The sequence below is a fragment of the Corynebacterium pseudokroppenstedtii genome (genome assembly GCF_019754945.1).
GTDB lineage: Bacteria > Actinomycetota > Actinomycetes > Mycobacteriales > Mycobacteriaceae > Corynebacterium > Corynebacterium pseudokroppenstedtii.
This window is the reverse complement of sequence record NZ_JAEUWU010000001.1, coordinates 558,983-582,450: the sequence shown is the minus strand read 5'-3', so window position 1 is coordinate 582,450 and position 23,468 is coordinate 558,983. Positions and strand designations below refer to the sequence as shown.

The following is a 23,468-nucleotide window of genomic DNA, read 5'->3' as shown; positions in this document are numbered from 1 at the left end:
CCGGTATTGGTATGGATACAAAGCATAATATTCTCGAGACCATTTCCATGATTGAGGAGCAGCGTCTCGATATTCGCACCGTGACCATGGGGATCAACATTCTCCACTGCGCGAATTCTGATATCGACAAAGCTGCCACTCATATTTACGACACCATTACGGCGTGTGCTGAGCATCTCGTTCCGGTGACCGAAGGTATTTCCCGAGAACTCGGAATACCTATTGTCAACAAGCGCGTATCGGTCACCCCCGTGTCTCTCGTCGCCGCTGCCTCAGACTGTGTGGATCCGACACCCCTCGCCCACGCCCTGGATAAAGCAGCGAAAACCACCGGTGTGGACTTCGTGGGCGGCTATTCTGTCCTCGTCGAAAAGGGAATGACGAAATACGATCGGGCGCTTATTGATTCCATTCCCGAAGCTCTAGCATCCACCAGGTTGGTATGTTCGTCGGTCAATATTGGCTCTTCGCGTGCAGGGCTGAATATGGACGCCATCGGGCGGATGGGTGAAGTGATCGTTGAATCAGCACACTCTGACACGGAGAACTCGGTATTGGGGCCAGCCAAACTCGTCGTCTTCTCCAACGCTGTTGGGGACAACCCCTTCATGGCCGGCGCATTCCATGGAATTGAAGAGCCCGATTGTGTGGTTAGCGTCGGCGTATCAGGCCCCGGGGTTATCCAACGTGCCCTCGCAAAGGTGCCTGATTGCTCATTTGATGATATGGCGGAGGTCATTAAAAAGTCCGCTTTTAAGGTGACTCGAATGGGCCAGCTCGTAGGGACACTAGCTGCAGACCGCCTAGGCAAACGTTTTGGAATTGTCGATCTCTCCCTCGCCCCCACTGCTGAAATCGGCGATTCAGTCGCTCACATTCTCGAGGAAATGGGGCTTGGCAAGGTCGGGACGCATGGCACGACGGCTGCCCTGGCTTTGCTGAACGATGCGGTCAAGAAGGGCGGGATGATGGCCTGCTCGCATGTCGGTGGTCTATCAGGTTCTTTCATCCCGGTTAGCGAAGATGCTGGCATGATTGATGCAGCCCGTGAAGGGGCTATCACCCTAGATAAACTCGAGGCAATGACCTCGATTTGTTCAGTGGGCTTGGACATGGTGGCGGTCCCCGGCGATACTCCTCCGGAGACGATTTCCGGAATGATTGCCGACGAAGCTGCAATCGGTATGATGAACCACAAAACAACTGCTGTACGAGTTATTCCGGTTCCCGGGAAGACTGTGGGAGACGACGTCGATTTCGGTGGCCTTCTAGGGCGAGCCCCGATCATGCCCGTTCATAGAGCATCGTCAGCAACGTTCATTCGTCGTGGCGGTCAACTCCCTGCGCCTGTTCATGGCTTTAGGAATTAATCTCTGGCATTGTTTGGCCTTGAAAAGCGAATTTACAAGATCTACGGATATAGACTAAGCTGTCTGCTATGAATTTTGTGCTGTTCTCGCCTCGTCACGGAGCTGATGTTGCCGCAAGCGAACTTTATGACTTCATGAGCGCTAGCGGCCTCCAACCTCACGAGCTTGAACAGCGAATGCTTGATAGCGAATCCGCCGAATTGGGAGACCTCCACGGGATCGATGGCATCTTCGTCGGTGGATCGCCTCATACAGTGACTAATCCCCAGAAAGACGAGGAGCAGAAGCACGTCGAGCGCCTTTTGAGAGCGCTCACTGGGACCAGGATTCCTGTCATAAATATCTGCTTCGGCGCCCATGTCCTAGCGGATACTCACGGCGGAACTATTGCCCGCCTCCACCCCGAAGATTCCGGGCCAACGCAGGTTCGATTGACCGACGCTGCCGCGTCGGACCCGCTGTGCCGGTCGCTTCCATCAACGTTCCAAGCGTTTACCGGGCACACGGAAAACATCGAGATCCTCCCTCAGGACGCCACCCTGTTGGCATATGGCGATGCCTGCCCAATCCAGATTTTCCGGGTTGGTCAAACACAGTGGGCGACGCAATTCCACGCGGAAATGGATGCGTCGGGGCTGCGCCAGCGGATGGAGTTCTATCGCAACTACGGTTACTTCGGCGTCGACGAATTCACGTCCATCGTCGACGCTACCGCGAAAGTCGATGTATCCCCCGCGCGGCAGATTCTCGCGAACTTCGTCGACTTCTGCCGCTCATACTCCCGGGAGCTATCCCAGAGCGTCGCCTAGCTGCGAATCACCGTCGGCGAACGGAATGATCTTATTCGGTGCGGTTGGTGCCTCAACCTCATACGCTGCTACGTGAGCGACGAGCTCTCGGGACGTATCGGCGGGGCGCTCTTGGTTTGCGGTGTCCTCTACGGTGTGGACGTCGATTCCCTTGGCGCGGTCCATAGTGAGTGCCGTCGGTGCCAGGACGGCGAAATCTAATGAGGAATCCAACAGATGTTGGTCCGCAGCACGCTTGGCTAACGAATAGTGATAGAGCGAGTTGTCCTCGGGCAGGTCGACGGTTGTTGAGCCCCAGAAACTCACCATGATGTAGCGCGGGGAGCTCTCTGCCCGTTGAGCAGCATCAATCGACGCTATTGCCGCGTCACGGTCGACGGCATAGGTCGCCTCGGTGCCACCTTTTCCACCAGCTCCGGCGCTCCATACGATCGCGTCGACACCAATGAGAAGCTCATCCCATTCTTCAGTGGTTAAGGAGGTGACATCTTTAACAACCGGGTTTGCGCCAGTTTTGGTGATATCTTCCCGCTGATCTGGATTCCGAATGAGTGAATGAACGCTGAAGCCATCTCTCACCAGCAGAGGTGCGAGCTTCAGCGCGACTTTACCGTGTCCACCAATGATTAGTACATTCTTCTTATCAGACATACATCCACTCTAAGGACTATCTTCTGATTCTGCCAGGGTGGTGCGCCCAGCCATCTACGTGAGCTCCACGATCTCCATGTATTCGTCATTCCACATGTCCTCGTCACCATCGGGAAGGACAATGACACGCTCTGGATTAAGAGCTTTGACTGCTCCAGGATCGTGTGTGACGAGGACAACGGCACCCGTGTATGTCCGTAAAGCCGCAAGGACTTGCTCACGTGAGACAGGATCAAGGTTGTTCGTCGGCTCATCTAAGAGCAAGACGTTCGCGCGAGAAGCAACAAGAGCCGCCAGCGCAAGCCGGGTTTGCTCACCACCGGACAAGGTGCCAGCCGGCTGCTGAAGCTGATCGCCCGAAAACATGAAAGCACCAAGGAGACCGCGCAGGTCTTGTTCACCGGAATCGGGACACGCCTGAACAGTGTTTTCCCACACGGAGGCGTCGGGATCGATCGTGTCATGCTCCTGCGCGAAATAGCCGACTTTAAGCCCGTGGCCAGTAACAATTCCTCCTTCCCCATCGCTTCGTTCCACACCTGCGAGGAGCTTAAGCAGCGTCGTCTTTCCTGCGCCGTTATAACCCAAAATGACGACGCGGGATCCTTTATCGATGGCTAAGTCCACCCCAGCGAACACTTCGAGAGACCCGTACATCTTCGTTAAGCCGTGGGCATTGAGCGGAGTTTTACCGCAATGAGCAGGTTCAGGAAATGAAATATGCGCAACTTTGTCCGAAACATGAACCTCATCGAGTTCGCTGACGATGCGGTCTGCGCGCGCTAGCATCTGCTTGGCAGCAGCTGCTTTTGTTGCCTTCGCCCCGAACCGTGCAGCCTGAGCCCGTAGCGCCGCGGCTTTCTTTTCCGCATTCGCCTTTTCACGTCGACGACGAGTCTCGTCGGTGGCGCGTGCCTGTTGGTATTTTTTCCACCCCATGTTGTACACATCGGCTTCAGCCCGCGTCGCATCCAGGAACCACACCTTGTTACACACGGCCTCGAGCAAGTCGACGTCGTGGGAGATAACCACTAAACCGCCGTCATGCTTGCATAAGAAATCGCGCAACCACGTGATGGAGTCTGAATCCAAGTGGTTCGTTGGCTCGTCGAGGAGCAGCGTAGTGTCGGATTTTCCACCTCCGGTGGACGCTGCGAAGAGGATCTGTGCTAATTCGACGCGACGCCGCTGACCACCGGAAAGGGTCTTGAGAGGCTGATCCAACACGCGTGCGGGGAGGCCGAGAGCGTCGCAAATCCGCGCGGCCTCAGCATCAGCTTCATACCCGCCTAACGAGTGATAACGCTCTTCGAGGCGCGAAAACTTGCGGATCGCTGCATCGCGACGAGCGTCGGTACCGGTCTCCATGATTTCCTGCTGCCGATCCATGGAAGAGCGAAGCCGATCGAGCCCACGGGCAGATAGCACTCGATCCCGCGCTGACTGTTCGATATCGCCTTCTTTTGAATCTTGGGGAAGGTACCCAATATCGCCGGACCGGATAACAGTTCCACCGTAAGCCTGTGTTTCTCCCGCCAAAATACGCATGGTCGTTGTTTTGCCTGCACCATTGCGGCCCACAAGACCGATGCGATCCCCGGCTTGGACGCGCAGATGGTGTCCAGGTGCTGTCAGAAGTGTTCGCGCGCCGACGCGAACGTCAAGATCCTCGGTGGTAATCACAAGCCGGCAGTATATCGCGTGGAAGCGGCTTTGTTCACACCGTCGACTGCCCTCTCACTCCTAGTGAACTACTCGGTGGTTCACAAACGGTGCTGTCCCACGTGATCGCTCGTTGCAGTTTCGACGATGCTCTGACGATACAGTGAGGTTATGCATTTTTCGGTGGTCGGGTTAGGTCCTGCAGGAACAGCAGCGTCTGTTGCTGTGCTCCGTTCCGGTCATTCGGTCGAGTGCTGGGACCCCCATGGCCCGCATTACCCGCCGACGATGGGTGCGTGGACACACCAAATACCGCAGTGGCTAGTTCAGCATCCGCAGCCATATCTTTCCCAGGCTCGGCCACGCGTGTGCGGCGACGGGTGGGAAGCCGTCCTTCCGGAGACCTATGTCATTCTCAATCCGGAGACGTTACGCGACCAGTTGCGGAACATGGGTGACGCGCAATCCCTCTCTATCCACGACCAGTGGTATGACGCCACGAATGACGACGCGCGCGTAGTCATTGATACACGTGCTTCGAGCAGTGGTTTCGCCCCAGTCCGTCAACTCGCGGTAGGGCTAGTCCTCCCTGAGCGCCTTCTTCCCAACGACCGCCGTCAACCAGTGCTGATGGACATGCGAACAATACCCGGCACTCCTTCAACCCACCCGACATCTAACGACGGTGTATCAACGACGGCCTACCCCGCAGCCGATGCACCTTGCCGTATGACGTTCAACTACCGGATGCCAGTGGGACAAAGCCAATGGCTAATCGAGGAAACAATTGTCGCAACACTGTGCCGAGGTCCCGAGCGCTCGCCCCATTCTGAAACAGCACAATTGGAATACTTGCGGTGGGCGCTGGATAGGAGACTCGAGCAGCTCGGTATTGATCCAGAAATCGCGCGTCGGCACGCTGTTCGAGAGGAAGTCGTGAGTTTTCCCGTCGCACCCCTACGCCGACGGCTCCCGCACGTAGTACGTCGAAACAATGGTGTGACAAGCATTTTTCCATGGGGTTCGGCTTCGGGATTGATGCACGCTGCCACTGGATACAGTATCGGATCTGCGGTAGATCGCGCTGATGAGGAAATCAGCTGGGCTGCCCATTGGGCCCGATACCCGGGCCTTCTTCAACGCATCGTCGGAGCGATGCACGGGCCACCCGGAGGATGGGTGGCAGGATGGCTTCAACGCCGTGGTTTGGGCGCAACTCTCCAACTGGAACCAGATGAAATGCGCCTGTTTTACCGCGAGTTTTTCGCCATGTCTCCGCCACGGATTCGCGACTACCTGACGTCCTCTCACGGGTTGGATATCACGCGGTCCATGGTATCCGTCGTCGCTCGCCTTATTTGGGTGATGATTAAACCGGACGGACATTCGCGACAGGAACGTAGAACTCAACGTTCACTGGCCCGGCGCACGTTCATGTCTTTGTTGCGTGGGAGTGTGACCCCGCTCCCACGTCGGCAAGAAATGCCCGAACTCAAGCCGGGTTAGACAGCGAACCCGAGGGCACGGAGTTGTTCTCGGCCTTCTTCAGTAATCATGTGTGGCCCCCACGGCGGAGTCCACACCCATTCGATACGCATATTGTCAGCAATACCCCGGCCGACAACGGCATCCGTTGACTGGTCTTCCAGCATGTCCGTGAGTGGACAGGCAGGAGAGGTCAAAGTCATGTAGACCACAACACTGCCCTCCTCGTCGACCCAAATGTCGTAAACCAACCCAAGATCAACAACGTTGATGCCCAGCTCAGGGTCGACGACATCGTACAGACTGTCCTGGACAGCATTAGCAATTTTCTGCTGATCATCGCCCATCGGCGGTAGGTCAGGAACGCTAGGGACGGATCCGTCCATTCCTGTGCCCGGTCCGGTTACTGAACCTGCGTCGTCATAGGATTCATACGAACTGGCAGCTTGATCTTGTGTGGTCGTGTCGTCTTGTGCCATTGGAACTCCTCGTTCTTCCTGAGTATGCACTGTCTACGGGGATCACCCGGCTGTCATTGTTTCCACTTACCGCTTTGTCCCATGATGCATCGATGATGCCCGGCTTGGCATAACCACTAGCCGCTATCAACCGAAACTAGGAACTTGTTGTTGGCGACGATGAGTTCAGCTGTGCTGCGGCTTTGTCGTGTCCCGCATCAGCCATCGCCTCAGTGGCAGCGGCTTGAAGAGCTTTCCACGCTAACAGCGCGCACTTCACGCGAGCAGGATATTGAGCAACACCGGCAAATGCGATCCCGTCTCCAATGAGATCCTCATCGCCCTCAACCTGCCCACGGGACGTCACCATGCGTTCAAACTCAGCCAGTTTCTTCGACGCGTCGTTAACACTTTGACCGATCAATTCCTCGGCCATCACCGACGTCGACGCTTGGCTGATCGAGCACCCCGACGCCTCGTAGGAGATGTCTTGGATCGTTGACCCATCGTCGGAGAGCTGGACACGCAGAGTTATTTCATCACCACAGGACGTGTTGACGTGGTGTACCTCTGCATCAAAAGGTTCCCTCAAGCCTGCATGTTGCGGATTCTTATAGTGGTCCAGGATCACTTCCTGGTACATGGATTCGAGTCTCATCGCGTCACCCCAAAGAAGTCTCGTGCACGACAAATAGATTCTGCCAGCTTATCCACTTCGTCGAGAGTGTTGTAAATATAGAACGACGCGCGTGCCGAAGCCTGGATCCCCATCCGACGGTGGATGGGCCACGCGCAATGGTGACCAGAGCGGACAGCGATGCCGTCGTCGTCGAGAACCTGGCTGAGATCGTGAGGGTGGACCCCCTCGAGAGAGAAGCTCACCGAACTACCACGGTGCTCCGGCGTTGTCGGGCCAATGATGCGCAGCCCATCAATATCGTTGAGTTTCTCCAAAGCATATTCAGTGAGCATGTGCTCGTGCTTTTCGACAGCGTCCATACCGATGGCCTGGAGGAATTGCACGGCAGCCCCGAGACCGACAACTTGGCTGGTCATCTGTGTTCCAGCCTCGAATCGCTGTGGTGGCTCCGTGTATCCAGAATGGTCCATCTGGACTGTCGTAATCATGGAACCACCAGTGAGAAAGGGCGGCATCTGGGCAAGGATGTTCGCCTTACCGTACATGACTCCTACCCCATTCGGGCCCAGCATTTTATGTCCCGAAAACGCCGAAAAATCGACGTCAAGCGCGTGGAAGTCCACTGCTTTGTGCGGTACGGACTGGCATGCATCGAGCACCGCCACGGCCCCAACACTATGGGCACGCGACACCAGCTTTTCGACGTCGGGCTGTGCACCAGTCACATTCGATTGATGCGTAAACGCGACAACCTTTGTGCGGTCGCTCAACGTCAGGGAATCGAGGTCCACCCGTCCATCGTCGGTTGCTGAATACCACTTCAGGTGGGCACCTGTACGGCGGCACAATTCTTGCCACGGAATCAAGTTGGCGTGATGCTCGATTTCCGTGACAACGACTTCATCGCCCTCTTTAACCTGGAACTCCCCGGCGCGGTCATCGCCTAGAAGGTAGGCGACTTCATTGAGCGCCTCTGTGGCGTTCTTGGTGAACGCAATTTCTGGTTCATCGGCCCCGACGAAGTGAGCGATGCGTTCACGCGCATCCTCATAGGCTTCTGTCGCTTCTTCCGCGAGTTGGTAGGAGCCGCGGTGAACGGGCGCATTGGTGTGGGTGAGGAAGTGAAATTCTTCGCGCAGCACACGTTCCGGTCGTTGTGATGTGGCACCGGAGTCTAAAAAGATGAGGGGTTTATCGTCGCGAACAGTACGGTGCAGGATGGGGAATTCCGCGCGTACTGCGTCGACATCCAACACCCCGTTTCGTGTGAGCTCTGGAATTTCCACCGTCAGTAACCTTCCTCCTGCAAGCTTTCGCTGGTTGCATCTAAAAAGTGTGTGAATAAAAAGTGAATGGCGACGTCGTCATGATCGCCATTCACTATGGGCTGGTTAGCCTACGAAAGCGTCGTAGCCCTCTTCTTCGAGCTTGTCGGCAAGCTCAGGGCCACCCGTCGTGACGACGCGGCCGTTGGCGAAGACGTGCACAAAGTCAGGGCGCACATAGTTCAGAATGCGCTTGTAGTGCGTAATGAGCATGATTCCGCCGTTGTTCTGCTCTTTGTAGTCGTTGATCCCCTGGGACACGATCCGGAGGGCGTCGACGTCGAGTCCAGAGTCTGTCTCGTCGAGAATGGCGAACTTGGGCTTGAGCAACGATAGCTGCAGAATCTCGTGACGCTTCTTCTCGCCGCCGGAGAACCCTTCATTGACGGCACGCTCGGAAAATGAGGTGTCGATTTTGAGCTCTTTTTGGGCGTCTTTAACTTCCTTGATCCAGTCACGTAGCCGTGGAGCTTCTCCACGTACCGCGGTTGCGGAGGTGCGGAGGAAGTTAGCCATGGACACGCCGGGAACCTCAACCGGGTACTGCATGGCGAGGAACAAACCGGCTCGGGCTCGTTCATCCACAGACATGTCGATGATGTTTTCGCCGTCTAACAGCACTTCCCCGCCGGTGATTTCATACCGCGGATGGCCGGCAATCGTGTATGACAGGGTCGATTTGCCCGAACCATTGGGGCCCATGATCGCGTGGGTCTCACCTGAGTTGATGGTTAGGTTGACGCCGTTGAGGATTTGCTTTGGCTCTTCCCCTGGTTCGGTGGGCTTGACGACGGCTTCGAGGTCGCGAATTTCGAGGGTACTCATTGTTCTCCTTGTGTTTGATGATCCGTGAGATACAGCTTGTGACGCACGGTGGATGGATTAGCTCAGTGAATTCAGCTCGTCGAGGCTGACAGTGTCGAGTTCCTCGGAGACGCGTTTTTCGAGTTCATCTTGGACGGCCGGTATCGGGATTCGTGAAATGACTTCGGTGAAGAATCCGTGGACGATAAGGCGTCGAGCAACGGGCTCGGGGATCCCACGGCTCATCAGGTAGTAGAGCTGTTCGTCGTCGAAGCGTCCGACGGTGGCCGCGTGACCAGCGCCGATGATTTCGCCGGTGGCGATCTCAAGGTTCGGAACGGCATCTGCGCGGGCGCCCTCGGACAAGACGAGGTTCATGTTTTTCTCGTACGTGTCCGTGTTGTCGGCTTGTGCGCGGATGAGTGCGTCGCCAACCCACGCTGTGCGTGTTTCGGGGAGATCTGAGTTGGGATCGCCTTGGAGTGCTCCTTTGTACATCACGTTGGAGCGGCAATTCGCCTCAGAGTGGTCAACGAGTAGGCGTTGCTCAAAGTATTGCCCGTCGTCGGCAAAGTACACACCGGAGAGTTCGCAGTCAGCCCCGGGCGCTTTGAACGCTACGTGGGAGATATTGCGAACCACGGAGCCACCGAAGGCGCTGTATCCATGGCGCATGACGGCGTCACGATCCAGTCGGAGCTGCTCATTGGCCAGGTGGACGGCGTTGTCCTCCATGTCGTCGATAATGGCGACGTTGATATGCGCACCTGTTCCAATCGAGTATGAGTGGAAATCTGCGTAGTTGCCATGCCCCTCGAATCGGAGGACGACGTTGGCTTCGGCATGTTCACCAGCGACGACGGCGAGCGCGCCGAAAGACGTGGTGTCGGGGCCAGTACCCGTGAATGTCAACGTGATGTCGCCGTCGACAACTGTGTTGTCGTCGATGGTGAGGACGGTTCCGCGTTGAAGGCTGGCGAAGACCTGTGCACCGACGCGATCGACCGGGGCTCCGGCTACGCGAAGGCGGTCATCGTCGGCCGGAACTTCTTCTACGTGTATGCCGGATGTTCCCTCAGGGATATTTGCAGTGACCGGGTTCGGCGCGTGTTCACCGGGAAACGACCCGTCGTGAAGCCCGTTGAGCCGTCGCAAAGGAGTGAAACGCCAATCCTCGTCGCGGCCGCGAGGGACGGAGAAATCGTCGACATTGAACGACGTGAAGACGTCGCCTTTGGTTTTTGCCCCTGTGGTGTTGGTTGTGTTGGCGTCGAAAGCTCCGACTTCTTTTGCCTTGTCGGCGGCAGCTTCGACATCCTCGGCCTTGAGTACGTCAGTCATCTATCCCACGGATCCTTCCATTTGCAATTCAATGAGGCGATTGAGTTCGAGGGCGTATTCCATGGGCAACTCTTTCGCAATGGGCTCGACAAAGCCACGGACAATCATCGCCATGGCGTCGTCTTCAGCGAGGCCTCGGCTCATGAGATAGAAGAGCTGATCCTCAGACACTTTGGAGACCGTAGCCTCGTGACCAAGGGATACGTGGTCATTGCGGATGTCATTGTATGGATAGGTGTCCGACCGCGAAATCTTATCGACCAGCAAAGCGTCACATTCAACATTGGCCGTGCAGTGATGCGCGTTTGGGTTGACTTTGACTAGGCCACGGTAGGCCGCACGTCCGCCACCACGAGCGACCGACTTCGACACAATGTTGGAACTCGTGTGAGGAGCCATGTGCACCATCTTGGCGCCAGTGTCCTGGTATTGGCCTTCGCCAGCCATCGCGACGGAGAGGACCTCGCCGCGGGAGTACGGCCCAGTCATCCACACTGCAGGGTATTTCATCGAAACCTTGGATCCGATGTTACCGTCGATCCACTCCATGGTGGCACCCTCTTCGCACTTCGTGCGCTTGGTGACCAGGTTGTAGACGTTGTTAGACCAGTTCTGGATGGTCGTGTACCGGCAGCGACCGCCTTTTTTAACAATGATCTCGACGACAGCTGAGTGCAGCGAGTCCGTCTTGTAGATAGGTGCCGTACATCCCTCGACATAGTGGACATAGGCATCTTCGTCGACGATGATCAACGTGCGCTCGAACTGGCCCATGTTCTCCGTGTTAATGCGGAAGTAGGCCTGAAGCGGGATTTCGACGTGGACGCCCTTCGGCACGTAAATGAATGAACCGCCTGACCACACCGCGGTGTTCAGTGCAGCGAATTTATTGTCACCGGCTGGAATAACGGTCCCGAAATACTCTTTAAACAATTCGGGATAGTCTCGCAGAGCCGTGTCGGTGTCAACGAAAATGACGCCTTGTTTTTCCAGATCCTGGCGGATTTGGTGGTAGACAACCTCAGATTCGTATTGTGCAGCAACGCCAGCGACGAGGCGCTCTTTTTCCGCCTCCGGGATACCAATGCGATCGTAGGTGTTCTTGATGTCCTCCGGGAGGTCATCCCACGTCGCGGCTTGCTTTTCTGTGGAGCGGACGAAGTATTTGATCTGGTCGAAGTCGATTCCGGACAGGTCAGCACCCCAGTTGGGCACCGGTTTCTTTTGGAAGATGGACAGAGCCTTGAGACGGTTCTTCAACATCCATTCCGGCTCACTCTTTTTTGCTGAGATGTCCTTAACAACATCTTCATCAATTCCGCGCCGCGCGGAGGCTCCGGCTGCATCGCTGTCATGCCATCCGTAGTTATATCCACCTCCGATGGATTCAATGATCTCTTCATCACTTTGGGGTGATGATTGTGGCCCGGCAGGAGCTGTCGGTGTTTGGGTCATGAGCTGTGACTCCTCTTATGTTGCGTGTGATGATGGTCAATTTTCCGGAAGTGAAAATTAAGGCAGATTATGGACTCATGGTGATGTCGACGAAGCTGGCTGGCGTCCACCGCCACTCCCCTTGTCGCGTTTCTGATTGATAACGGGTTCCAGGGGGATGTGCGTTGTGCACACCCCGTTCCCGTCGACGATGGTGGCTAAAGGTTGAGTGTGGTGGCCTAAGACCTCGCGAACCGCCTGATGTTCAGCGGCGCACATCTCAGGAAAGTGCTCGGCGACTCCTTGAATAGGGCAATGATGGCGACAGATTTGGATTCCACCACCAGCTTTGTCCACAGTTGCTGCATACCCGTGTTTACTCAGGGCATCGGCAACTTTGGTGACCATGGCCTCGACATCGTCGGGGTCGGTAAGGTCGGAAACCTCGTCATCCAGCCCCGCTTCGCGAAGAATATCGCTCATCCGTTGCTGGGCGAAGTGAATAACAGCGTTAGGACCACCGGCATCTCGTAGGGCCTCGAGAGCTAGTACCGCGACGCGGTCATAGTCGTAGCCGAAGTTGCCTCGTCCTTTATCCGTTAACCGGAAAACGCGGGCTGGGCGGCCACGTCCGCGAGGCGCTCCACCTGTTGCTGGGGCCTCTTCCGCTAAGCCGTCTGACACCAGATTGTCGACGTGGCGTCGAACTCCTGCAGCGCTTAACTTCAGCTCTTTGCTTAGCTCGGATGCGCTCATTGTTCCGTGGTGAAGGAGGAGGGACATGATGCGTTGACGAGTCTGACCCTCTGGTCCGGGGGCATGGTCGTTCATAGCGCCTTCCTCTCTCACGAAAACGAAGCATCCGACAGGGCGGAGTTTCGTCGCTGCTTGTCATCCGGTGTGTAAGCCCAGGATCGCTTTGTGTTTCACGCCGTCACACGTGAAGTGTCGTGAGTATGAGGCCACACACGGAGGTCTCTGCCCACGACGGTGCATAGCGTGGGGCTGTCCCCACCTGCGCTATCACACTTTACACAACATTAGTGTGTCGGAATTCTATTCCTATACAGAGGGGGTGGATTACGGTTTGTTTTGCTAGTCCGGACGGGGGGATATAAAAACAGTTCAGCCGGCGACGTTGACTACACTCGACGTGATGGCAATGGCTTGGAATAGGCCGTGCTTGAATGTGTTGGGCTCAACGCGCTTGAACGTGCAGCGCGCGGGCCTTATGCACTGATGGTAAGAAGCTGATGGGGAACTGATGGGAGGACCTACACATGGGCACTCGTGGACCATCGATCTTCCATCGACTCCTGGACATTAGCCGGCGTGAAATATCCTCCGTCGTCCCGGAGTTTGGGGTTGCTGGTTCACGATCTGCAGAAGTTTTTCATGGTGAAGGCCCGGCGCGGCCCCGCCTCAAGCGTTTCGGGGTTTCCGATCTTCGTCGATTCGCGCTTTTGCGGTGGCTTGGCAGCTTCGGATCCGTCTTAATCATGATTGGCGGCTGGGGTGCAGGTGCGATGCCTGTGGTCGACAACACGCTCTGGGACTTCCCCATTGCTAACCTCATGGGACGAATGCTGTTGATGTCGACTGTCCTTGTGTTCGTCGGCATCGGTTTTCTTGTCACGGCGTGGGCACTCATGGGTTATTTCGCGTTAGCCGGGCCACGAGAGCAGGGTCATGGTTGGGCTACTGCACCGGTGATGGTTCGAACTTTTGTTGCGTGGGTCATCCCTCTGGGTTTTACCGCTCCGCTTTTTACCCAGGACATTTATTCGTACATAGCTCAGGGTGCGATTGCAGCTCGAGGGCTCAACCCGTATCAAGGTGGTCCGGTTGATTTATTAGGCGTGGCAGATCCTCTTGCCCGTTCAGTGCCTTTAGTGTGGTCCCATTCGCCGTCCCCCTATGGGCCCGTCGCCATCATGGGGGGTCAAGTGATCTCGTGGTTAACCAACGAGAACATTATGGCGGCTGTTTTCCTCTACCGGCTGGTGTCAATTATCGGCCTCACGCTGTGTGCGTGGGCTGTCATCAAGCTTGCACGCCGCTGTGGTGTGGAGGCATCGGCTGCGCTGTGGCTTGGCGTGTTAAACCCGTTATCGCTTCTTCACCTCGTCGGCGGTATCCACAACGAGTCAATCATGCTTGGTTTGTTGATGGTTGGCATGGAATGGTGCTTCAGGGCTTTTGAACGCCCACTGGACGAGTCCCCGTCCGGGTCCGAGCTCCCCTCCCTAGTTTCTGCAGAGCCGACGACGTCGGCGTCGACACTGTTCACGCGCCGAAGCATACTGTATTTCGTTGCCGGCGTCGGAGCGATCTGTTGCGCGATCATGGTCAAAGTGACCAGCATTGTTGCGCTGGGTTTTGTCTGGGTCACGCTCATCCGTTCGATTCATCGCAAACATGCGTGGCTCCTCGCCACTGTGATCGTCGGGTCCCTGTTGATGCTCTTCGTCGTCGGGCTCTCTTTTGCCTCTGGGCTCGGCCTCCAATGGCTGACGGTGCAAGGTGGAGCAGCCGATATCGTCAGCTGGATGTCGATTACCACGCTTCTCGGTATTTTTGCTGGGTTCCTAGGAAGTTTGCTCGGGCTGGGTGACCACACCGAGGCAATGACGTCGTTTATTCATGGCGTGGGGTTGGCTGTTGCTGCGCTGTGGATGGTTCGCATGCTCGTGGCTACTTATCGCGGTCGCCTCCACCCCGTCGGCGGATACGGAGTCGGGATGCTCGTGCTAGTCCTTCTTTTCCCCGTTGTTCACCCCTGGTACGCATTGTGGGCCATTATTCCGCTAGCGGCGTGGGCGAACCGCGCTCTATTCAGAAATACGGCCGTCATCTATTCCATCATTCTCAGTTTCTTCGTTCTGCCTCGCGGACTGAAGTTGCCTGCGTGGAGCGTGACACAGACATATATCGTCGCCGCAGTGAGCTTCGTCGTCTTGGCAGCGCTGGGGTATTTCATCCTCAAAGTCATCGAGGTTCGATCCCCAGGGATCGTGCTCGGCCATCAGGATCCGGCCCACACCCCTAAGGCCAAATTCTCACGAAGCACCCACCACAAGACCACGAAGAACACGGACAATCGTGACCGGTCGCGTTCACTGCGGTAGCTACCGCTGAGTCTCTCTGTCGGTATCAGTTCGTCGCGCTACACTCGTACCCTGTGACTCACTCGAAAAATTCGCGTGGTGATGCGTTAATCCTCGATTCCGTCGTGCGGACTTTCAAGTCCCGGCGGGCCGTCGATGGCATCAGCTTTTCAGTTCGTCGTGGCGAAGTTTTCGCTCTGCTAGGCCCAAACGGTGCCGGTAAAACCACGACGATCGAAATGTGTGAGGGATTCCAGACTCCCGATTCCGGATCGATTGAGCTCCTGGGAATGGACCCGTCGACGCAAACTGACGAGATTCGTGCCCGGATCGGCATCATGCTCCAGAACGGGGGTTCGTACCCAGGCATACGGGTCAAAGAGATGCTCTCTCTGTTGGCGAGTTACAGCCAGAATCCGTTAGATCCCTCCTGGCTCCTGGAGATCGTCGGGCTGACTGACCATGCTCAAACGCCGTATCGTCGGCTCAGCGGTGGTCAGAAGCAGCGGCTCTCGTTGGCATGCGCATTAGTTGGCCGGCCGGAAGTGATCTTTTTAGACGAACCCACTGCCGGTTTGGACGCTCAGTCACGATTGGCTGTGTGGGATTTAATCAGCTCACTCCGTCGCGATGGGGTGACCGTATTGCTTACCACCCACATGATGGATGAGGCGGAATCATTAGCGGATACCGTGTTGATCATTGACCATGGTCGCGTCGTCGCCCACGGGACCACACAGGAATTAACGAACGCAGATGACGCACGAATTTCCTTAACGACGTCGGGCGCGCTGGATTTGTCGGCTGCCAACAGTTTCCTGGCAGAGAACACCCACACTGGCACTACCCACGCAGGGTCCGATGACGCGCCGACAGTGAGCCAGCCACCACTTCGTGTCTCGGCTGTGCGCCCACAGCATTACCGCGTGGATGGACAGGCGAACCCAGAAGCAGTGAGTGCTATCGCAGCCGCTGCTAGTGCTCAAGGAATCCTAATTACCGATCTAACGGTGGACCATCGGAGTCTTGAGGACGTCTTCTTGGATATCACCGGACGAGAGATGAGGTCCTAAATGATGGCAGACAATCGCGGCACAAAGTCTCTTACTGACGCCCAATCCCTCACTGAGGCCTCTACTCGAGACGCAGAGACCACCGAGGATTCGCGCTTCGCGCCGGGGACGTTTGAACCACAGCCCCGTCGAGCGTCGACGACGAAGCTTGTCTCTGCTCAAGCAAGAATGGAGACTCTTCTGTTCTTGCGTCATGGTGAGCAGCAGCTTCTCTCGATGGTTATCCCCATTGCGATGCTCATCGGCTTCACATTGATGCCGTTTCTCGACCTCGACGATCCGATCGCGCGGCTGTTCCCCATGGTCTTAGCCGTCGCAGTGATGTCCGCAGGATTTACGGGTCAGGCGATTGCCGTCGTCTTCGACCGTCGATATGGAGCCTTGAAGCGAATGGGAGCCTCGGCCCTCCCCAAGTGGGCGATTATTGCGGGTAAAGCGTGTGCCGTTGTGGTCGTGGTGTTACTGCAAACCCTGGTTCTGGGTGCGATCGCCATGGTCATGGGATGGTCGACGACTCCCCTCGGCGTCGTGATGGGGATTGTTTTCCTCGTTGTGGGAGCTGTCGCGTTCACCGCGCTAGGGCTGTTATTGGGCGGCACCCTACATTCTGAGGTTGTTCTAGCGCTGGGGAATCTCCTGTGGTTCGGGCTCATGGGTGTTGCGGCAATTGTCGCCATGGAGCCGGGAATCCGCGAGGGGATCCATGCACTGCTCATGCTCTTCCCCTCGGTCGCCTTGACTCAAGGACTTATCGACGCGTTCCACGGGAGTTTCAACGTCTTTGCTCTCGTGATCATGCTTATGTGGTCTGCTCTCGGCGGTTTCGCTGCGAGCAAGCTGTTCCGTTTCACCGCGTAAAACGTCGCCGTCGTCGGCTAGATCTGGATGATCGGAGACCTGCAACTTCGCGTGAGCATTTTCGTGAATAACCCCACGTGTGTGCGATCGTGGTGTTCGACGTGCGGGCTGTAGGCTGGAGAATCGTGAGTGCAATTCAGACTAATGATGCTCGGCGTGACGAACCGACACAATTAGGTCCCGGCTCCCGTGAAGATGCGACTACTCCTCCATCGACGGCAGGAGGATTCGTCCGCGGCTGCTATTCCTTTGCTCGTCGTACCCGCTTCCCTGTGTGTACTGTGGCCCGCCAGCGATTGTTTGCACTGGCGTTGTTAATTGCCCAGATCGGCATCACATTCACGGGCTCGATTGTTCGTGTGACAGCTTCAGGGCTGGGGTGCCCGACATGGCCCGAGTGCCAACCGGGATCGCTGGTTCCAGAATCTGGATCAATCCCATGGGTTCACCAGCTCATTGAATTCGGAAACCGCACGCTCACCTTCGTTCTGACCATTTTCGTCATTTTGGCGTTTCTCGCGGTGTCGCGTGCCAAACGGCGTTCAGAAATCATCGTCTTGGCGTTCATCCAAGGAATCGGTGTGATAGCCCAGGCGGTCATCGGCGGTATTTCCGTGCACCTTGATCTGGCGTGGTGGATGGTTGCCCTGCACTTTTTGCCCTCGATGGTGCTCGTGTGGCTGGCTGCCTTGCTGTGGGTTCGCATCGATGAACCCGACGACGGTAAAGCTCAGGTGATGTACCCGCAGCCTTTGCGGTGGCTGGCTCTCATGTCGTCCATCGCCATGGGGATCACCTTGATCACAGGAACCATGGTGACGGGTGCTGGCCCTCACGCAGGCGACTCGGAGGTTCCGGCCGATTCCCGCCTTCAAATCCCACTTGATCTGATGGCACACCTGCATGCGCACGCGATGTACCTGTACCTGGGCCTCGTAGCAGGTTTATTGTTTGGGCTTCTCACTGTTCGAGCTGACCGCGCCATCATGAAGACGACACAATGGTTGGTCGTCTTGATTGTTCTTCAGGCTGGGGTTGGCATCGTCCAGTACTGGCTGGGTGTTCCGCGGTGGACTGTTCCGCTTCACGTTATTGGCTCTGGTGTGATTTGTGCTGTGACAGCTGTGTTGTGGGCACAGGGCAAACGGCGCGCTGCCCCAAGGATTTAGGCTAAAGATTTTAGGAAGCCCGCTGCGCATTGGCGGTTTCCGTTGATCATTCTCTTGTCCGCCGAGGACTCCCCACCTCCCCGTGGAGGTGTCACTGGTTTATGTGTATCGGGGGTCCCGGCGGACTTTGCTTTGTCTACTACGCGAATTCTTTTTGTTGTATAGATGATTGTGCTCGGTGATCAGACCTTAAAAACCGAGAACTTCGTGAAGCGGTTGTAAATTGATCACCGCATCAATGGAGAGACCAACGAATAACAACGACAAGTAGTTATTCGACAAAATAAATAACCGAATAGGTTTTACTGGTTTACCAGTAGAAATTCGCTTGTAGAGGCGAGTGGCACTGATAATGAACCATGCCCCTGCCCCAATTGCGGTGAGAGTGTAAAACCACCCAGAGGCGAAAATAAGGGTGAAGGAGGTGAGGACAGTAAGCCAGGTATAGAGAAGTATTTGTTTCGCAACCTGAGCTCGCGTTTTCACTACTGGCATCATGGGCACCCCGGCGCCGCGATAATCCTCTTCATATCGCATACCTAGAGCCCACGTGTGCGGCGGTGTCCAGAAGAAGATGATCATGAATAGCGCGACTGCTTGTAGCCATCCAGTCACCGAATGATTAGACGTGTTATCAGCAATAACTGCCCAGCCGACAATGACGGGCATGCACCCTGCTGCCCCGCCCCAAATCACGTTCTGCCAGGTCCGGCGCTTCAGCCATTTCGTGTAGACGAAGATATAAAAGAGGATGGTCAGCATCACGAAAACTGCTGCTAAGAGCGAATGGCACAAGAATGTGAGAAACAAAAAGCTCAGCACAGTCATCGATGAGGCAAAAACCTTGGCCTCCGTAAGAGTCAGCCGTCCGTCCACCAAGGGACGGTTCTGCGTCCTCTTCATAACCTTGTCAATGTCGCTATCGACGATCATGTTGAAAGAGTTGGCAGCCGCAGCTCCCATCCATCCCCCGACAAGCGTTAACAAAATGAGCCAGAGGTGGATAGTACCGCGATCCGCCTGAAGCATGGCGGGAATCGTTGCGACCAGGAGAAGCTCAATTACCCGTGGCTTCGTAAGCGCCACATACGCCTTTATCTTCTCCACTTGCCTCTTTTTCCTCCATGTCCGCTGACAGTCCTCATCGCTGACTGATCGTTCATGCTTGTCTCGGCACTGGTGATGGGCATCTGTGCGTCGTAGCCATGACCATATTTAGGACAGTCACCGCCCTAGTCTAACAATCGCGATGTTATTCGTTGACTTGCCACGGGATTTTTACGTGAGGAAGAAACTCCATCCTGAACACGCGACACCGACGGGGCTCGGAGGCGCCGTGTTCCATCAGGCCGCGCTGCCCCTCTGAAGAGGGTGCCTGAGGCGGGCATGAGAGCCTGCAAAGATACCCTTTGAATAGCTTCGTAGACCGCGATGAAACTTCAGCCTAAACTGGTGTTCGTTTACTCCGAGGAGTTTTATTCCGCGGGAATGTTGCTTCAGCGGGAACCAACTTAGCGGTCGGTACTTAGACGGTAAGCATGTCTACGGCACGCGCACAGAAAGGTGATCAGAAGGTGATTGATAAGACTTCGGCAGTCATCAAGCGATATGCAGAAGCTCGGGAGCTCGTTCCCGACCATATCCGCAGAGCCGTGGAACCAGCTTTCCCCAAAGACTGGGATGAGATCGACTCGCGATCAGTCGACACAGTCCGCGTCTTAGCTGCAGATGCTGTTCAGAAGGCAAAATCCGGTCACCCCGGCACGGCGATGAGCTTGGCTCCCCTGGCCTACACCTTGTTCCAGCGAACAATGCGCCATGACCCCTCGGATTCCGACTGGGTAGGCCGCGACCGATTCGTCTTATCCTGTGGGCATAGTTCGATGACTATTTATGCCCAGCTCTTCTTGGGCGGATTTGGCCTAGAGCTCGACGACCTCAAGCAGCTCCGTACCTGGGGATCCTTGACTCCCGGCCATCCGGAGTACGGGCATACGGCAGGGATTGAAATTACGACCGGTCCCCTCGGGCAGGGTTTGGCCTCATCCGTCGGTATGGCCATGGCCGCTCGCCGCGAGCGAGGGCTTTTTGACCCTGATGCTCCGGCAGGACAGTCACCCTTCGATCACTTCATTTATGTGATTGCTTCCGACGGTGACCTTGAAGAAGGCGTGACCAGCGAGGCGTCATCACTTGCAGGGACGCAGAAACTCGGCAACCTCATCGCTTTTTGGGATGACAACCGCATTTCGATCGAGAACGATACGACGATTGCGTTCAATGAAGACGTCTGTGCCCGGTATGAAGCCTATGGATGGCAAGTTCTTAATGTCGAGTCCGGTGAAGATATTCAGGCGCTTGAAGCCGCGATCACGTTAGCTCAGCGCGAAACTGATCGTCCGACGCTCATCCGCGTTCGAACCGTTATCGGTTATCCGTCCCCCACCAAGATGAACTCCGGCGCTGTTCACGGAGCAGCACTGGGTGATGATGAAGTTGCCGCCGTTAAGCGCATCTTAGGTTTCGATCCTGATCAGACCTTTGAAGTCTCTGATGACGTTCTTTCTCATACGCGGTCACTCCGTGAACGAGGTGCCCGCGCTCATGAGGCCTGGTCGGCCGACTTTGACCGGTGGGCCAAGGAGAATCCTGATCGGAAAGCCCTATTTGATCGCCTGTTCGCCCGGAAACTTCCCGATGGCTGGGATGCTGATTTGCCCGAGTGGGAGGCTGATGGTTCCGGAATTGCGACGAGGAAAGCCTCGGAGCTCACTCTTCAGTCGCTGGGTGCGACCCTACCGGAGCTGTGGGGAGGCTCTGCCGACCTAGCCGGATCGAATAACACAACTATTAAGGATGCGGATTCGTTCGGCCCGTCGACCATTTCTACTGATTCATGGAATGCGCAACCCTATGGCCGGGTGCTTCACTTCGGTATTCGTGAGCATGCGATGGGTTCTATTCTCAACGGGATTGCTCTCCATGGGCCGACGCGCCCCTATGGCGGCACTTTCATGGTCTTCTCCGACTACATGCGCCCTGCAGTACGTTTGGCTGCGTTGATGAAGACTGACGTGTACTACGTGTGGACACACGACTCTATCGGGCTGGGCGAAGACGGCCCCACTCATCAACCTGTGGAACATCTTGCTGCCCTGCGCGCCATCCCCGGCCTTGCAGTCGTGCGTCCTGCCGATGCGAATGAGACTGTCTCCGCATGGCGAGCAGCGATTGATTCGCCGGCAGGACCTAAAGCGCTGGCATTGTCCCGCCAGAACCTACCCGTGATGAAGGGAACCAAGGAACTCGCTCGGGACGGTGTCCGTCGTGGCGCGTACGTCCTGGTTCGTGAGTCGGCGGAAAGCCCACAGGTCATCGTGATGGCCTCGGGTTCGGAAGTCCAGCTCGCTGTCGAGGCTGCCAAAGTTTTGGAGTCTCGCGGTGTAGCAACACGTGTTGTGTCCGTGCCATGTATGGATTGGTTCTTGGAACAAGACAAGTCATATCAGGACGAAGTCCTTCCTCACGACGTCACCGCCCGCGTATCAGTGGAAGCGGGCATCGCAATGCCGTGGTATCAGCTTCTCGGTTCGCACGGTAAAGCCGTCAGCCTTGAACACTTCGGAGCATCAGCTGCCGCTAGTGAGCTCTTTGAAAAGTTCGGCTTTACCGTCGACGCCGTCGTCGATGCTGCCACCTCTGTTGTAGAGAACTAAGACCATCTACGTCATATCTGCGCGTTACGTGATGAAAGGATTTGATCGTGACCTCTGATAACGCACCCCACGTACTGGGAGGCGATTCGAGTTTTCCCTCCGAGTATCTCCCCTCCTCAGCCAATGAGAATGTCCGTCAACTAGCCGACGCAGGCACGTCGGTGTGGCTCGATGACCTTTCTCGTGATCGTCTGAACTCTGGGAATCTGAACGAGCTCATTGCCGACGCGGGAATCGTCGGTGTGACGACGAACCCGGCGATCTTTTCGAAAGCCATGACTGTTGGCACCGCGTATGACGACCAGCTAGCGACTCTGAGTTCGCAGGGGCGTTCGGCGTCGGAAGCGGTCTTTGATATGGCTATCGACGACGTCCGTGATGCCTGCGAAGCCTTCAAAGATGTATATGAGGCATCGCAGGGGCAAGATGGACGCGTATCTATTGAGGTCGACCCCCGTTATGCGCATGACCCTGAGAAAACGGTGGCACAGGCTAAAGAGCTGTGGGATCGCGTGGGAAAACCCAACGTGATGATCAAAATTCCTGCGACAAAGCAAGCTCTACCGGCGATTACGGATACTATCGCCGCGGGAATAAGCGTGAACGTCACCCTTATTTTCTCAGTGGAGCGATACAAGGAAGTCATCAAGGCCTTCATTGACGGTCTTGAACGCGCTCAGTCGGCCGGCGAGGATCTGTCCTCTATTCACTCCGTGGCTAGTTTCTTCGTCTCTCGGGTCGATGGTGCCGTCGATCATAAACTTGCTGATATCGCACCAACCGCATCTGGTGATGTAGAGACGCTCAAGGGAATGGCGGGTATTCATAATGCGCAGCTAGCTTATGAAGCATTCCGTCGTGTTTTCGGAGGCGACGACGTTGAAACCAGCGCCGCTGCCAATAACAACGATCTCTCGTCAGAGGCTGAGCGTTGGCAGAAACTTGCGGGTGCGGGGGCTAACGTCCAACGGCCGCTATGGGCGTCGACCAGCGTAAAGAACCCGGATTACACACCCACGTTGTACGTCACTGAGCTTGCCGGTGCTTGCACCGTCAACACCATGCCAGAGGGGACGCTGGACGCTCTTCAATCCGATGGTGGCGTTCACGGGGACGCGCTCACTGGCACAGGAGATGACGCCCGAGCATATTTTGACGATCTCGAATCACTGGGCATTGATTTCGCTGACGTGGTGAATGTGCTTGAGGATGACGGCGTCGCTAAATTTGTGGATAGTTGGAATGAATTGATCGCCAATATTGATTCTCGCTTATCCAGCTAACCACTCAGCGAGTTGTTTACCGAAAGTAGCTGTTGCTCCCCCAGCATGGTGACACTGCCGAGTCGGGGTCAACCAAGGACCTGATGAGAAAGGCATGGACAATCGACCGTGAATAATCCCAACGCGGCCGCCGCGTCACACCGGCAGACCTACACCCCAGAAGGAGAAACCGACAACGACGTGAACAAAGGTCATGCTGCGGCTCATCAGGAGCCATCCGCCGAAGAGCAGCTCAACCGGGTGACAGTGGAGTCCAATGAAAACCTGCTGGACACTAGCGGTT

Annotated in this window: 19 protein-coding genes; 9 read left to right on the top strand and 10 right to left on the bottom strand. The window is 56.1% G+C overall.

What is annotated here, in order from left to right; genetic code table 11:
• The first annotated feature begins 11 nt into the window (after nucleotides 1-11).
• Both JMN36_RS02465 and JMN36_RS02460 read left to right on the top strand, forming a co-directional pair.
• A complete protein-coding gene (locus JMN36_RS02465) occupies nucleotides 12-1,370 on the top strand; it encodes a PFL family protein (RefSeq protein WP_204088470.1) in 1,359 nt (452 codons plus the stop codon).
• A 68-nt stretch (nucleotides 1,371-1,438) separates the two neighbouring features.
• Nucleotides 1,439-2,179, top strand: a complete 741-nt coding sequence (locus JMN36_RS02460) for a glutamine amidotransferase (protein WP_204088471.1) — start codon at nucleotides 1,439-1,441, stop codon at nucleotides 2,177-2,179.
• Here JMN36_RS02460 and JMN36_RS02455 read toward each other — a convergent pair.
• Nucleotides 2,159-2,830 (bottom strand): NAD(P)H-binding protein, encoded by a 672-nt coding sequence (locus JMN36_RS02455; RefSeq protein WP_204088472.1) that lies wholly within the window; start codon nucleotides 2,828-2,830, stop codon nucleotides 2,159-2,161. The genes JMN36_RS02460 and JMN36_RS02455 overlap by 21 nt on opposite strands.
• A 54-nt stretch (nucleotides 2,831-2,884) precedes the next feature.
• Nucleotides 2,885-4,513 (bottom strand): ABC-F family ATP-binding cassette domain-containing protein, encoded by a 1,629-nt coding sequence (locus JMN36_RS02450; protein ID WP_204088473.1) that lies wholly within the window; start codon nucleotides 4,511-4,513, stop codon nucleotides 2,885-2,887.
• A gap of 150 nt (nucleotides 4,514-4,663) precedes the next feature.
• Here JMN36_RS02450 and JMN36_RS02445 point away from each other — a divergent pair, with 150 nt between their 5' ends.
• Nucleotides 4,664-5,998, top strand: a complete 1,335-nt coding sequence (locus tag JMN36_RS02445) for a lycopene cyclase family protein (RefSeq protein WP_221923788.1) — start codon at nucleotides 4,664-4,666, stop codon at nucleotides 5,996-5,998.
• Here the strand turns inward: JMN36_RS02445 and JMN36_RS02440 are convergent.
• The 7 genes from JMN36_RS02440 to JMN36_RS02410 all read right to left on the bottom strand — a co-directional run bounded on the left by JMN36_RS02440 (nucleotide 5,995) and on the right by JMN36_RS02410 (nucleotide 12,810).
• Nucleotides 5,995-6,456 carry a metal-sulfur cluster assembly factor gene (locus JMN36_RS02440; protein ID WP_204088475.1) on the bottom strand — a complete coding sequence of 154 codons (462 nt, stop codon included), beginning with the start codon at nucleotides 6,454-6,456 and terminating at the stop codon, nucleotides 5,995-5,997. The two genes, JMN36_RS02445 and JMN36_RS02440, sit on opposite strands and share 4 nt — an antisense overlap.
• A 136-nt stretch (nucleotides 6,457-6,592) precedes the next feature.
• Nucleotides 6,593-7,093, bottom strand: coding sequence for a Fe-S cluster assembly sulfur transfer protein SufU (gene sufU, locus JMN36_RS02435; RefSeq protein WP_204088476.1), 501 nt, complete (start codon nucleotides 7,091-7,093; stop codon nucleotides 6,593-6,595).
• The gene (locus tag JMN36_RS02430; RefSeq protein WP_204088477.1) at nucleotides 7,090-8,361 is read right to left on the bottom strand and encodes a SufS family cysteine desulfurase; all 1,272 of its coding nucleotides are present in this window, start codon (nucleotides 8,359-8,361) and stop codon (nucleotides 7,090-7,092) included. Before JMN36_RS02430 ends, sufU begins: the two co-directional genes overlap by 4 nt.
• A 105-nt stretch (nucleotides 8,362-8,466) precedes the next feature.
• Nucleotides 8,467-9,225: a Fe-S cluster assembly ATPase SufC gene (gene sufC / locus JMN36_RS02425; RefSeq protein WP_204088478.1), complete on the bottom strand. Its 759-nt coding sequence runs from the start codon at nucleotides 9,223-9,225 to the stop codon at nucleotides 8,467-8,469.
• A 57-nt stretch (nucleotides 9,226-9,282) separates the two neighbouring features.
• A complete protein-coding gene (gene sufD, locus JMN36_RS02420; protein WP_204088479.1) occupies nucleotides 9,283-10,545 on the bottom strand; it encodes a Fe-S cluster assembly protein SufD in 1,263 nt (420 codons plus the stop codon).
• Entirely contained in the window at nucleotides 10,546-12,000 is a 1,455-nt protein-coding gene (gene sufB, locus JMN36_RS02415) for a Fe-S cluster assembly protein SufB (RefSeq protein ID WP_204088480.1), read from the bottom strand. It lies immediately after the preceding gene.
• A gap of 75 nt (nucleotides 12,001-12,075) precedes the next feature.
• Entirely contained in the window at nucleotides 12,076-12,810 is a 735-nt protein-coding gene (locus tag JMN36_RS02410; protein WP_204088481.1) for a helix-turn-helix transcriptional regulator, read from the bottom strand.
• 449 nt (nucleotides 12,811-13,259) lie between these two features.
• Here JMN36_RS02410 and mptB point away from each other — a divergent pair, with 449 nt between their 5' ends.
• The 4 genes from mptB to JMN36_RS02390 all read left to right on the top strand — a co-directional run bounded on the left by mptB (nucleotide 13,260) and on the right by JMN36_RS02390 (nucleotide 18,186).
• Nucleotides 13,260-15,107 (top strand): polyprenol phosphomannose-dependent alpha 1,6 mannosyltransferase MptB, encoded by a 1,848-nt coding sequence (gene mptB, locus JMN36_RS02405; RefSeq protein ID WP_204088482.1) that lies wholly within the window; start codon nucleotides 13,260-13,262, stop codon nucleotides 15,105-15,107.
• A gap of 53 nt (nucleotides 15,108-15,160) precedes the next feature.
• Complete coding sequence (locus JMN36_RS02400) at nucleotides 15,161-16,159, top strand: ABC transporter ATP-binding protein (protein WP_204088483.1); 999 nt, start codon at nucleotides 15,161-15,163, stop codon at nucleotides 16,157-16,159.
• The gene (locus tag JMN36_RS02395) at nucleotides 16,160-17,017 is read left to right on the top strand and encodes an ABC transporter permease (protein WP_221923787.1); all 858 of its coding nucleotides are present in this window, start codon (nucleotides 16,160-16,162) and stop codon (nucleotides 17,015-17,017) included.
• Between the two features lie 125 nt (nucleotides 17,018-17,142).
• On the top strand, nucleotides 17,143-18,186 hold the full coding sequence (locus JMN36_RS02390) for a COX15/CtaA family protein (protein ID WP_046202298.1): 1,044 nt from the start codon (nucleotides 17,143-17,145) through the stop codon (nucleotides 18,184-18,186).
• 189 nt (nucleotides 18,187-18,375) lie between these two features.
• Here JMN36_RS02390 and JMN36_RS02385 read toward each other — a convergent pair whose 3' ends face one another.
• Nucleotides 18,376-19,401 carry a heme o synthase gene (locus tag JMN36_RS02385; RefSeq protein WP_275414851.1) on the bottom strand — a complete coding sequence of 342 codons (1,026 nt, stop codon included), beginning with the start codon at nucleotides 19,399-19,401 and terminating at the stop codon, nucleotides 18,376-18,378.
• 425 nt (nucleotides 19,402-19,826) lie between these two features.
• Here JMN36_RS02385 and tkt point away from each other — a divergent pair, with 425 nt between their 5' ends.
• Together tkt and tal are read left to right on the top strand one after the other, a co-directional pair.
• Nucleotides 19,827-21,902, top strand: a complete 2,076-nt coding sequence (gene tkt, locus JMN36_RS02380) for a transketolase (protein WP_221923833.1) — start codon at nucleotides 19,827-19,829, stop codon at nucleotides 21,900-21,902.
• 74 nt (nucleotides 21,903-21,976) lie between these two features.
• Entirely contained in the window at nucleotides 21,977-23,185 is a 1,209-nt protein-coding gene (tal, locus tag JMN36_RS02375; protein ID WP_221923832.1) for a transaldolase, read from the top strand.
• Nucleotides 23,186-23,468: the final 283 nt, after the last annotated feature.